This is a genomic window from Nostoc sp. DSM 114167 (assembly GCF_052692655.1).
This window is the reverse complement of the sequence record NZ_CP195116.1, coordinates 5,578,944-5,594,191: the sequence shown is the minus strand read 5'-3', so window position 1 is coordinate 5,594,191 and position 15,248 is coordinate 5,578,944. Positions and strand designations below refer to the sequence as shown.

General features: G+C 40.8%; 13 protein-coding genes. 7 read left to right on the top strand and 6 right to left on the bottom strand.

The window, feature by feature from the left end:
• Positions 1 to 243 precede the first annotated feature (243 nt).
• Positions 244 to 1,554, bottom strand: coding sequence for an HlyD family efflux transporter periplasmic adaptor subunit (locus tag NSTC731_RS23835; RefSeq protein WP_445627088.1), 1,311 nt, complete (start codon positions 1,552 to 1,554; stop codon positions 244 to 246).
• Positions 1,555 to 1,826: 272 nt separating this feature from the next.
• Between NSTC731_RS23835 and NSTC731_RS23830 the strand changes: the two genes are divergently transcribed.
• The gene (locus NSTC731_RS23830; protein ID WP_445627087.1) at positions 1,827 to 2,441 is read left to right on the top strand and encodes a TetR/AcrR family transcriptional regulator; all 615 of its coding nucleotides are present in this window, start codon (positions 1,827 to 1,829) and stop codon (positions 2,439 to 2,441) included.
• Positions 2,442 to 2,598: 157 nt separating this feature from the next.
• Here the strand turns inward: NSTC731_RS23830 and infC are convergent, their stop codons facing one another.
• Positions 2,599 to 3,066, bottom strand: coding sequence for a translation initiation factor IF-3 (gene infC, locus NSTC731_RS23825; RefSeq protein ID WP_445632157.1), 468 nt, complete (start codon positions 3,064 to 3,066; stop codon positions 2,599 to 2,601).
• A gap of 561 nt (positions 3,067 to 3,627) precedes the next feature.
• Between infC and NSTC731_RS23820 the strand changes: the two genes are divergently transcribed.
• A complete protein-coding gene (locus NSTC731_RS23820; protein WP_445627086.1) occupies positions 3,628 to 5,280 on the top strand; it encodes an adenylate/guanylate cyclase domain-containing protein in 1,653 nt (550 codons plus the stop codon).
• Between the two features lie 213 nt (positions 5,281 to 5,493).
• Here NSTC731_RS23820 and NSTC731_RS23815 read toward each other — a convergent pair whose 3' ends face one another.
• Positions 5,494 to 6,123 carry a Uma2 family endonuclease gene (locus tag NSTC731_RS23815; RefSeq protein ID WP_445627085.1) on the bottom strand — a complete coding sequence of 210 codons (630 nt, stop codon included), beginning with the start codon at positions 6,121 to 6,123 and terminating at the stop codon, positions 5,494 to 5,496.
• A gap of 226 nt (positions 6,124 to 6,349) precedes the next feature.
• Here NSTC731_RS23815 and NSTC731_RS23810 point away from each other — a divergent pair, with 226 nt between their 5' ends.
• Together NSTC731_RS23810 and NSTC731_RS23805 are read left to right on the top strand one after the other, a co-directional pair.
• Positions 6,350 to 7,717 (top strand): NAD-dependent succinate-semialdehyde dehydrogenase, encoded by a 1,368-nt coding sequence (locus NSTC731_RS23810; protein ID WP_445627084.1) that lies wholly within the window; start codon positions 6,350 to 6,352, stop codon positions 7,715 to 7,717.
• Between the two features lie 267 nt (positions 7,718 to 7,984).
• The gene (locus NSTC731_RS23805) at positions 7,985 to 9,628 is read left to right on the top strand and encodes an acetolactate synthase large subunit (RefSeq protein WP_445632156.1); all 1,644 of its coding nucleotides are present in this window, start codon (positions 7,985 to 7,987) and stop codon (positions 9,626 to 9,628) included.
• A 483-nt stretch (positions 9,629 to 10,111) separates the two neighbouring features.
• On the opposite strand, the gene NSTC731_RS23800 is transcribed toward NSTC731_RS23805, so the two are convergent.
• Positions 10,112 to 10,603 (bottom strand): orange carotenoid protein N-terminal domain-containing protein, encoded by a 492-nt coding sequence (locus tag NSTC731_RS23800; RefSeq protein ID WP_445627083.1) that lies wholly within the window; start codon positions 10,601 to 10,603, stop codon positions 10,112 to 10,114.
• Positions 10,604 to 11,225: 622 nt separating this feature from the next.
• On the opposite strand from NSTC731_RS23800, the gene NSTC731_RS23795 reads away from it, so the two are divergent.
• Positions 11,226 to 11,603, top strand: a complete 378-nt coding sequence (locus NSTC731_RS23795) for a hypothetical protein (protein ID WP_445627082.1) — start codon at positions 11,226 to 11,228, stop codon at positions 11,601 to 11,603.
• 109 nt (positions 11,604 to 11,712) lie between these two features.
• Here NSTC731_RS23795 and NSTC731_RS23790 read toward each other — a convergent pair whose 3' ends face one another.
• Together NSTC731_RS23790 and NSTC731_RS23785 are read right to left on the bottom strand one after the other, a co-directional pair.
• A complete protein-coding gene (locus NSTC731_RS23790; protein WP_445627081.1) occupies positions 11,713 to 13,161 on the bottom strand; it encodes an AAA-like domain-containing protein in 1,449 nt (482 codons plus the stop codon).
• Positions 13,162 to 14,056: 895 nt separating this feature from the next.
• On the bottom strand, positions 14,057 to 14,440 hold the full coding sequence (locus NSTC731_RS23785) for a hypothetical protein (RefSeq protein WP_445627080.1): 384 nt from the start codon (positions 14,438 to 14,440) through the stop codon (positions 14,057 to 14,059).
• 142 nt (positions 14,441 to 14,582) lie between these two features.
• Here NSTC731_RS23785 and NSTC731_RS23780 point away from each other — a divergent pair, with 142 nt between their 5' ends.
• Together NSTC731_RS23780 and NSTC731_RS23775 are read left to right on the top strand one after the other, a co-directional pair.
• Entirely contained in the window at positions 14,583 to 14,783 is a 201-nt protein-coding gene (locus NSTC731_RS23780) for a Coq4 family protein (protein ID WP_445627079.1), read from the top strand.
• 60 nt (positions 14,784 to 14,843) lie between these two features.
• Positions 14,844 to 15,017 carry a hypothetical protein gene (locus NSTC731_RS23775; protein WP_445627078.1) on the top strand — a complete coding sequence of 58 codons (174 nt, stop codon included), beginning with the start codon at positions 14,844 to 14,846 and terminating at the stop codon, positions 15,015 to 15,017.
• The last annotated feature ends 231 nt before the right edge of the window (positions 15,018 to 15,248 follow it).

Genomic DNA, 15,248 nt, shown 5'->3' with positions numbered 1-15,248 from the left:
GGAGTGGGGAGATGAGGGAGCATACTTCGACTGCGCTCAGTAACCGGGGGAGCAGAGGAGAATAACTACTGACAAATGACAAATACAACTCTTGGAGAGGCTGCACTTCGACTACGCTCAGTGACCACGCCAACGGCTTCGCGGTAGTTGAATCTCGACTTCGCTCGATTACCGCGCAGTCGAAACTCAGTACAAGTGACAAATACTTCGACTACGCTCAGTACAAATGACAAATGACAAATTTCACAATTCAATTACCGCCTTGACTTGCAAATTAGTGAAGCTAGAAGCATTTTGGCTAGATAGTTTATTCAGTTGTACGTGGACTTCCACGACTCTGGCATCAATATTGCTTGAGGGATCGGCGTTGATCAGATTTTGCCGCTTTACTTGCATACCAATCCAATCGACTCTTCCCTCTAATTCATTGCGGAGGGAATCACTACTTACCCGCACATCCTGTCCTGGACGAACTTTTTTGATATCACTTTGGTAGACTTCTACTACTGCATACATCTGGTCGGTTTGGCCTAGAGCCACAATTCCTTCATTACCAACAGTCTCTCCGGCTCGTGTATTAATCTCCAAAATTCGACCGGCTTTAGGAGCCACAACGTATGCCTGTGCTAGTTCTGCTCTAATTTTCTCCACGGTGGCTTGAGCGCTGTCTACCTCTGCTTGTGCATTTGCTATATCTGTGGGACGGACTTCAGCAGTTTGATTCAAGTTAGCTTTTGCTTCGTTAATCTGCTGTTGCAAGCTGGCGAGGGTTTGTTGCTGGTTGGCTTTGGCTTCGTTAAGTTGCTGTTGTAGAGTTGCGACAGTTCTTGTCTGGGTGGCTTGGCTTTCAATTAACGCTTGAGTGGAAGTTTCGGCGTTTAAGCGTCTGCTATCAACTTCCTGGCTAGAAATTGCTCCTGCTTTGTATAAAGTTTCGTAGCGCTGCACGTCAGCTTGAGCATTACGTTTCTCGGCTGCTACGCGAGCCACTGTTGCTTGCAAGCTGCGTTGTTGCCCAAGGAGTTCTGCTTCTAGACGATTAATTGTGGCTTGCTGAGTTTTAATATTTCCTTGTAGTTCTACTTGCACGCGATTTACCGTAGCTTGGCGCGCTCCAATTTCTCCCTGTTTGGCTCCAGCTTTTACCTGGTTAAGGCGGGTTTTGGCAACTTGAACTTGTTTTTGTGCTTCACCCAAAGTAGCTTGCAGGCGATCGCGGTTGTCCATAATCGCAACTACCTGCCCAGCTTTGACGCCATCGCCTTCTTTCACCAATAGTTGCTCTACCCGATTTCCTTCACCAGTTGAAGAAGGCGCTGACAGTTTTATTACCTCTCCCTTGGGTTCTAACCGCCCTAATGCTGTGACTGTTTTTACCACGGGCTGAACTGCTACTGGGGCTTTTTGCTTTTCATTAGCTGTAGCCTGAAGCTTCATCACCGCATAAACACTGATTCCACCTATTGCTAGAGATGCAATTATTGCAAGTAGAACAGGCGATCGCACAAGATTCTGAGAAGACCCTAAACTCTCTGCATTCCTGTTTTCCCTCATGCTATTCCCCCCTTACCACCAGTAGCAACTTGTACTAAACTGTCCAGTTCAATTTATGCTAAACTAAACTGACTAGTTTAGTCAATAGGATATAACTAAACTTGTCAATCAATTTGCAAAGGCATTATGCAGCGAAATGCTATTCCTACCCCCTGCCCCCTGCTCCCTGCTCCCTGCCCCCTTCAACGAAGGGTATATTTATTTTCGCCATTTTGTACTGGGGCATTTTACTGCATCTATTAATATTGTTGATAAGAGAGGATAGTTAATAAATGGTACGCATCAAAACTGACGAAGTAGATCGAGATAATTCCGTTGATAAAGTAGAGCAAATTCTGCAAGGGGCAATGCAAGAATTCCTTCAACATGGCTATGCTGGTACGAGCATGGATCGGGTAGCGGTAGCAGCTGGTGTTTCTAAAGCGACAGTCTACAGCCACTTTCAAGATAAAGAAGGACTTTTTAAAGTACTGTTAGAGCAACTTACAAGCAAAAAGAACAGCTCTATTTTTGGCACAGAACCAATTGAGGGAGAACCAGCTGTCATACTGCACCAGGTAGCAACCAAAGCATTAGATCAGATGCTTAACGACAAAGAACATAGTGCATTTATGCGAGTCTTAATCGGGGAATCTGGGCGTTTTCCTGAGTTAGCTCAAATTTGTATTCGGGTGATGATTAAGCCAGTAGCCGAAACTCTCACTCACTACTTGGCGGCTCCAGAATTAAAGATACCTGACCCAGAGGCGACAGCGAGAATTCTCTTAGGAGCATTAGTGCATTTTCATATTACTCAAAATGTGATGCATGGACAGGATATTATACCAATGGAAAGCGATCGCCTGATTGATGCTTTGACACACCTAATCACTAAATGCGCCGATTGATTGGGTTATATCCTGGCGCGTGGCGCTTGTTTGGTCGGAAATTCAAATTCACCTTGAGTAATTGACTGTTTTTTCCATAGAAGCTACAGTACTATGTTAGGCTTTTTTCGTTCCTTACAAGCTGCCACAAATACATCCTCTAGCGATCGCCAGATAACTAGGCAGGAATGACTTGAATAACTAGGGCACGTTTATCCAGCGACTGGATTTTACCTACTTTACTAAGATCGTTTGCAATTCGGTCTAGCATCTCTCCTGCTTTGTCACGATATTGATGTTCTCGGCCTCGTAAACGAATGGCAAATTTGACAGAATCGCCTTTACTCAACCACTGACTTGCTTGTTCGATGCGTAAATTATAATCAGCCACACCCACGTTTAGACCGAATCGAACTTCCTTTACCGTGGGTCTAGCACTTTGGCTCTGACGTTTTTTCTTTTGATACTGAAGCTTCCCATAGTTGAGAATCTTGGCGATTGGAGCGTCTTTACCTTGAGAGACTACAACTAAGTCAAGCTCTAAGCTTTCAGCTAGCTGTAACGCCTCATTGGTGTCGATCAGACCACGATTGTTATTCTCATGATCAATCAAGAAGACGCTAGGTGATTTGATTTGTGAATTAATCAGTTGCTTTTGGATTGCGATAATGAATTTCTCCCATTAGTTCAATACTTTGCTTTACAAGCAGGTAATGCCAATTTAACACAACACTGAATCAGAGCAACTTTAAACAACACAATAGACGGCAATCTGATAGAATGAGGGACTGCGGCACTGGCTCTGAGTCTTTGCGCTACTGCCCATACAGCTTTTCAATGATTTTTATCCGTCCGCCTAAGACTGACGCCATCATTGGCGCCAGGCCGATGTTATTTTTGGAGTCTTATGTCTTATTTCCGATCTTGGCTTGTCCAATGAAATTATCCGTGCTGTTACCGAACAAGGGTACACGGAACCCACACTAATCCAGATGCGCCGTTCTACTAAACGCGATCGCTAACATTCATTAGCTGTTCAATAGATTGATTTTTCACGGATTCTGGAAAAGATTCAATGTAATCTCTGTCATATACAGTTGTCGGAATGCAGTTAACAGTGTCATAAACAAAAGGTGAAGGTTAATCTGTAGGGTATAACTTACCTTAGAGTTGCTTGACCTCTAGCTTCGATGGATCTATCACACTCATGACTGAACTGACGCTACGCCTACAAGAGGGAGATACCGAAACCACGATCGCAGTTGACCAAGATGTATTTACAATTGGTCGTTTGCCGGAATGTAACTTGTACTTACCTTTTGGTGGAGTATCCCGCAACCATGCTCGCCTGGTAAAAACGGCTGACGGTGTGTGGACTATTGAGGATTTGGGCAGCAAAAACGGGACGCAAGTCAATAAATATCTGGTTAACTATCCCCAAGAGTTACATCACGGTGATATCGTTTGGCTGGGCAATGTTAGCCTGGTAGTGCTGCTCACAACCCCTGTTTCTCAACTGACACCTGAGTATCCCGGAATTTCGGACATTAATGAGCAAAGAACAATCCTTCATAATGTTGAACAATTACAACAGCAATGGATTGCAGCTGAGAGCAAAGATGGCAACATCAATAATAAAGACAAAACTATTGCCCGTCTCAAAGATTTAGTCGATATAGCAAAAAATCTTTGTGCAGCCGCATCTATAGAAGAGATTTTTTCTCAGGTGCAGCAAGTAGTTTTTCGTTACCTTGATAGTATCGATCGCTTGGCATTATTAATTGATGTCAATGGTGGCGGTCATTTGGAATTAATGAATGCTGCGACTAGAAATGTTTCCCAACAGAAAAATCTTCCTTCTGATGGTAGTTGGATTAGTCGTAGTATCTGTCAAAAGGTATTTGAAGAAAAAGTCGTCATTCAAACTGGTGATACTCATCAGGATGAAAGGTTTGCTAGCGAACAGAGTATTTTAGTCAAAGGCATTCGTAGCGCGATGGCAGTGCCTTTATGGGATGAAAATAAAGTTGTGGGCGTACTGTATGCCGATGCCAATTTTTCTTCTTACCATTGGGCAAATGAAGGTGAAGAAGAATTGAGTTTTTTCTCAGCTTTAGCAAATCTTGTAGCTTCTAGCGTACAGCGTTGGTTATTAGTAGAAAAACTCAAAACTGAAGAGATGATTCGTCACCGACTAGAACGCTATCATTCTCCAGCAGTTGTACAGCAGTTGATCTCTGTAGGCGGATTACCGGGTGGTCGTTTAGCTCCCGCCGAGAGCGAAATCAGCATTTTGTTTGCTGATTTAGTTGGCTTTACGGCAATTTCTGAAAGATTAACACCAACAGCGATCGCTCAACTATTAAATAATTTATTTGAAGAAATGCTAAAAGAAGTGTTTAGTTGCGGCGGCACTTTAGATAAATATATTGGCGATTGTATTATGGCATTTTTTGGCGCTCCAGAACCGCAAGCAGATCATGCCGAGCGCGCTGTTACTGCTGCCAAGGGAATGCTCACTCGTCTCGAACATTTGAATGCCAATGGTTTTTGGCTCGAACCCCTGCAATTACGGATTGCGATCAATAGCGGTAAAGCAGTGGTGGGAGATGTTGGTAGTTCCCAAAGGGTAGATTATACGGCATTAGGCGCAACAATTAATCTTGCTGCTCGGATGGAAGCAGTTTGTCCTCCTAGCGAATGCGTGATTAGTGAAGCCACCCATAAAATGCTTTCACAATCCTCAGACTTCCAAGAAATGGGAGATTATCGTTTCAAAGGTATTGAGCGATTAGTTAAGGTTTATCAGACAAAATTGCAGCCAGTGCCAACAATCATTACTCCAATCATGAATCTTTAGGGATTGGGCATAATGAGAATAGGAAAAAATCACTAATTATGAATTATGTTAGGGGCTTCCAAATAAAAAATATCTAATACCAATTTTAAATTTGTTCTATCTAGCTTTCTTAATTTTGAATACTTCGACTACGCTCAGTACAAGTTTTGAATTTTGAATTGCTATGCATAGCTGTGACAGCCTCTCTCTTACGAAAGGTTGAATAGCCTGATGCTAAATTTCGCTGACCGTGCCAGCGCGAAAAATTTGCTCTGCGGTCAAATTCAACTCTGGAAATGTTGGCGACTCGATGCGGTCATCTCCTCGAAACTTACTAACGCGATACTCACCTTCTTCTAAACAGCAAACTAAAACAGTAGGTTGTTTGGGCTTGCCAATAAATTCTCTACCACCCAATGCAGCATAATCGACAATCCAGTATTCAGGAATTCCCATTTCTTCATAATCAGCGTATTTTTTCAGATAATCATCACGCCAATTGGTACTTACTACCTCAATGACTAAAGGAATTGATGCTGCTTGAGTAACAGTTGATTCTTTTTTCCACCGAGGTTCATTAACTAAATTAGGCTGATTTAGTATCAGGATATCTGGGCAATAAGCAGATTCGTTCTCAACTGGTTTGACGAATACTGTTTTGGGGAAAAAATAACGAAGATTTAAGCGACTATATTCTAAAGTGATTTTTGTGGCTAAAAATCCAATCACCTCTTCATGGTCGCCTGTTGGTTGCGGCATCTCTACTACTACCCCATCATATAGTTCGTAACGTTTCCCTGTGTTATCTGGATATTTAACAACGAACTCATCGAATGTAACTACTTTGCGTAAGACTTGAGTCATGGCTTGATTCCTCAATTGTGCAAATTATAGCAACTTTACTTCGATTGAATTAATCAATATTAATACTTATTGTTTGGTATATTTTATTTCAAAAATAATTGCAAAATTGTAATATTCAGCAACTAATTCTGGGTTATAAGACTAGAATTTGGGTGGTAGCTTCCAGAATTGATCTGTGTAACACTAGGAAGCCTACCGAAGCTATTTTTTAACGGGAGGTCAGGTAATGGCGATCGCCACCATTAATCCCGCCACTGGGGAAACGCTCAAAACCTTTGAAGCACTCAATGATGCAGAAATTGCCGCTAAACTCGATTTAGCCGATCGGACTTTTGAACAGTATCGTCAGACTAGTTTCTCTCAACGATCGCAGTGGCTAGAAAAAGCTGCCGACATTTTAGAGCAGGACAAAGCAGAATTTGCTAAATTGATGACTCTAGAAATGGGTAAACCATTGAAAGCGGCGATCGCAGAAGCCGAAAAATGCGCCCTTGTCTGTCGCTACTATGCCGAACACGCCCCTGATTTCTTGGCTGATGTCAGTGTAAAAACTGATGCTAGTCAGAGTTTTGTACGTTATCAACCAATAGGTGCAATTCTCGCGGTGATGCCGTGGAATTTCCCTTTCTGGCAAGTGTTCCGCTTTGCAGCACCGGCACTCATGGCGGGGAATGTCGGCTTACTCAAACACGCTTCTAATGTGCCGCAGTGCGCCTTGGCAATTGAAGATATTATCCGACGGGCAGATTTTCCTGAAGGTGCGTTTCAAACTCTATTAATAGGCGCTGCCAAAGTTGCCGATTTGATGGCTGATGACCGCGTAAAAGCTGCTACCTTGACCGGAAGCGAACCAGCAGGCGCATCCCTCGCCGTCGCTGCCGGCAAACAAATTAAAAAAACAGTTTTGGAATTAGGAGGAAGTGACCCATTTATTGTGTTAGAAAGTGCTGACTTAGAGACAGCAGTTGTCACAGCTACTACAGCGCGAATGTTAAATAACGGGCAATCATGTATTGCAGCGAAACGTTTTATTGTCGCAGATGCGATCGCAGACAAATTTGAAAAATTACTTTTAGAAAAATTTGAGGCGCTGAAAGTAGGCGATCCTATGCAACCAGATACCGATTTAGGCCCATTGGCAACTCCTGGTATTCTCCAGGATTTAGACCAACAAGTGCAACGTGCTATTAGCAGCGGTGGTAAAGTCCTCACCGGTGGACATCCTTTATCAGATCGTCCTGGAAACTTTTATCCGCCAACGATTATCATAGATATCCCCACCGACACACCAATTGCCAAAGAAGAATTCTTTGGCCCGGTAGCCTTGTTATTCCGGGTTCCAGATATTGATGCAGCCATTAAACTCGCTAATGACTCACCCTTTGGCTTAGGTGCAAGTGCTTGGACAACCAATAAACAAGAAAGCGATCGCTTAGTTGAAGAAATCGAAGCAGGTAGCGTGTTTATCAACAGTATGGTCAAATCCGATCCTCGGTTGCCCTTTGGTGGCATCAAGCGTTCTGGATATGGCAGAGAATTGAGTATCCAAGGTATACATGAGTTTGTCAATGTTAAAACCGTGTGGGTTAAATGATTAGTCATTGGTCATTGGTCACTTGTACTGAGCGAAGCCGTTGGCGCAGCCTCTCGTAGAGAAGTATTGGTCATTGGTCATTGGTCATTGGTCACTTGTACTGAGCGAAGCCGTTGGCGCAGCCTCTCGTAGAGAAGTATTGGTCATTGGTCTTTAAGGATTAGTCAAAGAACAAATGACAAATGACAAATGACAAAGGACAAAGAACAAATGACAAATGACAAAGAACAAAAGTCTTATTCGTTAATAGAGTTGTCGGAAAATAAAATGAATACAGCAGAGTTATTGGTGCAGTGCTTAGAAAATGAAGGAGTGGAATACATTTTTGGACTTCCTGGTGAAGAAAATCTTCACGTTTTGGAAGCGCTAAAACATTCTTCAATTAAATTTATTACGACTCGTCACGAACAGGGTGCAGCATTCATGGCTGATGTCTATGGACGCTTAACTGGAAAAGCTGGAGTGTGTCTTTCTACTCTTGGCCCTGGGGCAACCAATTTAATGACTGGGGTAGCGGATGCTAATCTTGATGGTGCGCCCTTAGTGGCGATTACCGGTCAAGTGGGAACAGATAGAATGCATATTGAATCCCATCAATATTTAGATTTGGTGGCAATGTTTGCACCTGTTACCAAGTGGAATAAGCAGATTGTACGACCGAGTATTACACCAGAAGTAGTCCGGAAAGCATTTAAGCGATCGCAATCTGAAAAACCCGGTGCAGTTCACATTGATTTGCCAGAAAATATTGCTGCTATGCCCGTCGAAGGCAAACCTTTGCGTAAGGATAATAGCGAAAAAACTTATGCATCTTTTGCTAGCATTCGGGCAGCAGCTGCCGCAATTTGCCAAGCAGTTAACCCATTAATCTTAGTCGGAAATGGAGCAATTCGCGCTCATGCCAGTGATGCCGTAACGCAATTTGCTACTTTGTTGAATATACCTGTTGCCAATACTTTCATGGGTAAAGGCGTGATTCCCTACACACATCAACTAGCTTTGTGGTCAGTGGGATTACAGCAAAGAGACTTCATTACCTGTGCCTTTGATAACACAGATTTAGTAATTGCGATCGGCTATGATTTGATTGAATTTTCTCCGAAGAAATGGAATCGTAATGGTGAAATTCCGATTGTGCATATTGGGGTAAATCCGGCAGAAATTGATAGTAGTTATATTCCCAATGCCGAAGTTGTGGGAGATATTTCCGATTCCCTCTATGAAATTTTAAAATTAGCAGATAGACAAGGGAAACCCGATCCCTTTGCTATTAGTTTAAGGCCAGAGATTCGGGCTGATTACGAACAGTATGCCCATGATGACGGATTTCCGATCAAGCCGCAAAAGTTAATTTATGACTTACGCCAAGTGATGGGGCCTGATGATATCGTCATCTCTGATGTTGGCGCACATAAAATGTGGATGGCTCGTCATTATCATTGCCATAGTCCCAATACTTGCATAATTTCCAATGGCTTCGCAGCTATGGGTATTGCCATTCCTGGCGCTTTAGCAGCAAAACTGGTTCATCCTAAACGCAAAGTCGTTGCTGTCACAGGTGATGGCGGCTTTATGATGAATTCTCAAGAATTAGAAACAGCCTTGCGTGTCGGTACGCCCTTTGTCACGATAATTTTCAATGATGGTGGCTATGGGTTAATTGAGTGGAAGCAAGAAAATCAATTTGGCAAAGGAAACTCATCTTTTGTGCATTTTAGTAATCCTGATTTTGTCAAATTAGCCGAAAGCATGGGTTTAAAAGGCTATCGAGTTGAATCGGCTTTAGATTTGATTCCCACTTTGAAAGAAGCCCTCGCTCAAGATGTACCCGCCGTGATAGATTGTCCCGTAGATTATCGGGAGAATCACCGCTTCAGTCAAAAAGCCGGCGAGTTGACTTGTGCGTTGTAAAAATTAGAGACGCGATTAATCGCATCTGTACAAGAGTTAGGAGTTATTTATTCCTAACTCCTGATTAATTTCTACTTCTTTAGTGTTTTGATAGGGTGCGTTAGTACTTGGTGTAACGCACCACTTGACTTCACTTTATCCTTTACGGGAGTTATTCACTTTGAAGATCCCTTTGAGCCTACTGTACCTATAAAGGATTGGGAAGTCTTGCAACGATCTAAATTGTTATTGCGATCGCACCTCAGTCAAGCCAAGCAATCCACTTTTCTAAAATAATATGTAATTGCGATCGCCCAGCGTCTTGTAGAGAAGAGGAACAACGAAGCAATTCCAGTCGCAAGCGAATTTGAATGCGATCGCACCAAGGTAAAGCATAGTAATCTTAGCTTTTGCAATTTGATGGCGATCGCATTCAATAGTAAGTTTATACTTGATAACCCGCAATTTGGGTTACATAGATACCCTTAAGCATCCTCAAAAATTCTAAATTTCAGCTCCTGCTTTTGCTTCAGTACCCATTGGCGCAACATAATCACGGAAAATAGTAATCTGCTGCTCAAAGTCTAATCCTTGAATTTTGCCAAACAAAGCTTTAGCTTCAGAAGGAAGTTGATAATCATCAGGTACAGGAATGATAGTGCCATTATCCATCCCTTGAGATAATCGATACCAAAACAGGAGTTTTGTGGTATCACCCAAAGAGCCATACTCACGAGAAATTTGGGTATCCACTTTATTAATCAAATCACGCTGAACTTGTAATTGTTGTTCGTGAGATAATTCCTTAACTTGATTAAATAAACCTTCGGCTATTTCTGGAGAAACAGTACTGGCTCCAGGAGCAGCTGGAGTAATTGAACTCCCCATTTCTTTATAGATAAACCAAAACAAAGCAAGTTGTTGATCTACATTTAAGTTTTGCCAAGCTTGAACGTGTTCGCGAATAGTTGGATCGTTGGTTTGTGTATATGTCATGATTAACTTCAATTGCAATTACTTATTTATTCTTAAGTAATGTTACCAAATGTACAGTTGGAGTTTTACCCTACTGAAGACAGATGTCTTCAAATCATAAAGAAGATCGTTAAAAGCCACAATAATGCTTGACAAGTGCCAAATGAAAGAGTTAGCAATTAAAAGTCTGTTACCAAATTGAATGATTTTTAAAAGCTATTTCCCTGGATAGATGTTATTTTAATTATAATTGTGCAAACCCAGTGATAGCGAGTTTGCGAACATTATTAGTAATTACTGAAAAGGGGAAAAGGTTAAAGGGAAAAGAAAAATTCCATTCCTTTACCCTTTCCCCTTTGCCCATTCCCCTCTTCTTCATAAATGAAGAATCGTTAATCTCTACTTTTGCGGATTGCGTTGGCGTAGCCCGCCGCAGGCATCGCTCTCGATCATTCAGTTTTTCATTATTTTCTTAACTGTCTTCTTAACTGTCTTAACTGTCATTGCATTTTTTTGAAGATAGCTGGAAAATACAAACGTGATATTCAGAAGCACAGAAAGAACCCATCTTTAAAAACAGTTATTTGCTTGCTAATAATGCAATTATATCAATCAATTATATTATTTTGGAGAAGAAAAAATTGTGAATTCATTTAACGAAAGACAAAGTTACATACTAACACAAGGTCAAGGCATTTATCTGTCTGGCAATCCCGTTCAAACTGAAAATTTTTCTATTCAAAAGACCCTACGCAATGGTGGAAAAATCCGTTTCAAAATTCGTTATTCTGCTGAACTACAGGGTTTCTGTCTGCTAGAAATTTTTCTAATGAGAACACAAAATGGAACACTAACTGCTAGCATGACTATCCCTAATAGTGGTTCGACAGCTAGTTTTCAAGAACAAGAGCAAGAATTTAGTATTTGGGAGCCAGAAGATTATTACTTCTTTTTCAAAATGTCTTCCAATAATGGAAAATTTTATATCGATGATTATCAGCTTTATTGGTCAAACAATTAATTATTTTTCATTGAAAACCTTGTTTCTAATCCCTAGAGGAGCGCTAAATAGGGGATTAAAAGGAGCCATTACGGTAAATTTCAAAAAAAGAGTCTGTGATAGTTTTTTCTTAAGCACGTTTTTGCAATGATTTATATTCCAATTCAGCAACACCTAGTTGTTTTTTAAAGTAAGCACGGTAGAGTTCACAACGCGGTAGGATGCGATCGCTTTCATAAGCGATCAAACCCAAGCTTTCGAGTTTATGAGCGTCAATGGGATTGAGAGAAATGCTTTGCTTTGTGGCTACAACTTCAACATACGCCTTTACTAAACTAGGATTTTCTTGTAAAATTGTCCAGTGTCGCCATAGATGATAGCGATAAATACCGCCGTTAGCGATCGCATCTTCTATCAGCTCTTCTAAGGTCATTCTTTGACAGCATAGATAATATAAAGCAATCCGAATCAGTGCTGGATGTCCCCCTACAAGAGACATCAGTTGCTTAACTTCGTTATCATAAGTCCAATCTAAACCATGTCGTAGAGCTAAGTATTTTACTTGGTGGGCAGTAAATTCTGGCAGACGGATCGGTAGCCCAATATTAAATGGAGAACGGTTGATATCCAGCGAGACATATACTTCTGTGGAGTAAACTACCACTAGTCTGAGTTTCTGTAAGTTGGGATCTTGTCGTGCTTCTTCATACCAAGAGCGCAACAAACCAAAGAACTCTGGAGCAATTTCTGGATATTCAAAAAAGCGGTCAACCTCATTTAACACTAAAACTACTGGATTTTTGCACTGCTTGAGCAAATAAGATTGCAAATATAAACTGCAACTCAACTTACAACCTATTTCCTCATCCCATTTTTCATCTAGCTTTGGGTCAATGCCTAATTCTGTTGCAATTTGCCAACAAAGAGAACGCAAAAGTTTATTTAGGTCTGTCAGACAGTTGGAATCGATTTGGTTGCAATTCACATTCACCGAGCGATAACTTTGCATCTTGGCAAAGGCTAACAGCCGCAGCACAAGAGAACTTTTTCCCATTTCTCTTGGTGCTCGAATCCGGATCACACAGCCTGGTTGAATAACTTCTCGATAAACAAGTTCTTCTATGGGGGGACGATCGACATAGAAGGGGGAATCTATAGGTACTGGCCCATCTGGGTATGACCAAAGATTTTCGAGCGGGTTATGGTCTTGAGTCGTAAGAGAATCTAAGGATAAAGACGGAAATAATTTTTGTTCTCTTGTATCTAAACTCATTGAGAGAGTTTGAGAACCTTCACTACGATCCGGCTCACTCAAGATTCCATAGTCTTCGCTGCGTAATTCTAGGTTAAAGGCGCTAAAGCACAATTTCAAGGTTTTTTGATCCACGCCTGTATTCAATGACCATAATCGGTTTAGAGTTTTGGTAGATACCTTCATGCGATCGCCTAAATCTTCTAGAGTGAAGCGATGTCCATTGTTTTCTACCTTTTCCATAGCCAGAATTGCCCCTTGTAAACGCTTTAGCCCAGCGATCGTTAAGATAAGTCCCCGCTTTCGCGTGCTTTTAGATTGCTTCATATCACTAATTATTAATCTTAGCTATTTCCTCATTGTTTCATCTTTTTGAACAGTTATCTAACAGTTACTTACCCATTATATAAATACTATCAAAATAGTAAAAAAATATACATCGACTATTTATAATAGTTAAATAGATGGGTATAAATAAACACAACTATATTAATTGTCATTTTTCTGTTCTACAGAAAGACGCTGACGCTTCTTTCTCAAGTCTCTTTGACTACAACAAACGACAAACTCAATAGTTGACTTTATTTCTACCAATGTACTCAGTATTACGGAAAAATATTTTTTCCCTGGTATTAATCTAAATTTTACAGTGCAGACACAGCCCAATACTTGTCGGGTTTTGAGGAAAAGGGGAAGGGGAAAGGGGAAAGGGGAAAGGGGAAAGGGGAAAGAAAAAACCTTTAACCTAAACCCAGTAACCTTTTCCCAAAACCCAATTCCTAGTTAAAAATAGACTTCTTGCATAAGTCGGGAAAAGGGGAAGGTGGGGTCCCCTCTGGGGATAAGGGGCGAGGGGAAGGGGAAAAGGTACTGCAAAAGTCCCTTTCCCCTTTAACCTTTTCCCTTTTCCCCAAGAGTGCAAAAAGCACAAATGCCAAGAGGTCTAATGCACAAAGCCAGCAGTATTGAGACACAGCCAATAAGGTGAAGACGATATAACGCGCAGTAGGGGCATACATCTAGCTGTACGCCCCTACTAAAAACCTATATTTAATGCAATTGACGAAACGCTACAATCTATCAGCAGCAAGGGTGAACGCCTTAACTAAATATTAGAAGAGTTGCTTGGTTAGATACCAGCCTTCTTAATATTACTCGTTTATTGGCGAAAAGTTATTAGTACTTACTGCAAAGTCAAAATTGTAACGCTTCAGTGTCAAACTTAGTTAAGGATATTTTTGCCTGTTCGTGCAGCACTATCACCTACATCATTAGCAGTTTCTTGAGCACCTTCTACGTACCCTGAACCAAATTCTTTAAAGGCTTCTGCTGACTCTCCTGCAATCTTCTGAAGTCTTTCACCAGGAGAATTTTTCGTTTCACGAGCTTCTTTATTCCACTGCCCTATTGTTTTCGGTCTTTGAGCATCATTTTGCTCTACCTGTTCGCGAACTCTTTCCTTTAAGCCTGTGTTATTGTTCTCAGGAGCAACATTCGTTGTCAGTACTAGAAAACCAACTAGCACAACAGCGAAAAAGCGTTTTACTTGAAGTCCTTTAAGTAAAGAACCGATCTCACTCATGGTTCTGTAAATCAAGTTTATCATGCGAATTAGCTTCTTTCTTAAGTACAAGTAAAGACTAACTATAAAAATATAATTATCCTTCTAACAAAAGGCATATTTTAATTATAAAAAAGAAATACTTTTTAAATTACAACCAGTAGCGGGATATTATCCCGTAATTGATTTGAACCAATTAAGTCAATATCCTCAAGGCTGCTTTGGACGAAAATATGCCAATCAGATGCGGATAAATCAACTAAAACCATTAAATATCAGCCCAGAACTAGAAGACATAGCCAAACGCAATCTATTTGCTCTGCGATATTTAGTCACTCACGATATTTTTCATGTATTGCTTGATTTTGATACCACCTACGCAGGATAAATTGGTGTACTTGTTGCTGCTACACAAAACTACAGTAAATCACTTCAAATCGGTTTGTGGTTGGCTAGATTGCTCTATCCCATCTTGGCTTTCCAACAAACCAAAGCAATTTTCGCCAACCTAGCAAAAGGGCGAGAACTAGGTAAAAAAGCTGATTTTATGTTGGGCTACCGCTTTGAAGATTGTTGGGAAGAACCAATTTACTATGTGAGGAAACGTTTGGGATTAGTATAAATTTACCTAATTCATCTGAAAAGAGCATTTTATTGGTAAATAACAGCTTTTTTAGAAGTTTCACTCTTTGTTCATAAATCATACTTGAGTTTTCTTCGGTTCCCAAATGTAGCACTAAATACATTTTTAATGCTACATTTGGTTTTTAATACAGATAAAGATAAAAAACATGTATCTATAGTTAGATAAATTACCTATCTTAAGGTATAGATGCTTAATAGATTATTCCTA

What these genes read in the sequence shown, in the direction of transcription:
- NSTC731_RS23835 (WP_445627088.1), bottom strand. Translation starts at nt 1,554, where the DNA reads ATGAGGGAAAACAGGAATGCAGAGAGTTTAGGGTCTTCTCAGAATCTT.
- NSTC731_RS23810 (WP_445627084.1), top strand. Translation starts at nt 6,350, where the DNA reads ATGGCGATCGCCACCATTAATCCCGCCACTGGGGAAACGCTCAAAACC.
- NSTC731_RS23800 (WP_445627083.1), bottom strand. Translation starts at nt 10,603, where the DNA reads ATGACATATACACAAACCAACGATCCAACTATTCGCGAACACGTTCAA.
- NSTC731_RS23805 (WP_445632156.1), top strand. Translation starts at nt 7,985, where the DNA reads ATGAATACAGCAGAGTTATTGGTGCAGTGCTTAGAAAATGAAGGAGTG.
- NSTC731_RS23815 (WP_445627085.1), bottom strand. Translation starts at nt 6,123, where the DNA reads ATGACTCAAGTCTTACGCAAAGTAGTTACATTCGATGAGTTCGTTGTT.
- NSTC731_RS23790 (WP_445627081.1), bottom strand. Translation starts at nt 13,161, where the DNA reads ATGAAGCAATCTAAAAGCACGCGAAAGCGGGGACTTATCTTAACGATC.
- NSTC731_RS23830 (WP_445627087.1), top strand. Translation starts at nt 1,827, where the DNA reads ATGGTACGCATCAAAACTGACGAAGTAGATCGAGATAATTCCGTTGAT.
- NSTC731_RS23785 (WP_445627080.1), bottom strand. Translation starts at nt 14,440, where the DNA reads ATGATAAACTTGATTTACAGAACCATGAGTGAGATCGGTTCTTTACTT.
- NSTC731_RS23820 (WP_445627086.1), top strand. Translation starts at nt 3,628, where the DNA reads ATGACTGAACTGACGCTACGCCTACAAGAGGGAGATACCGAAACCACG.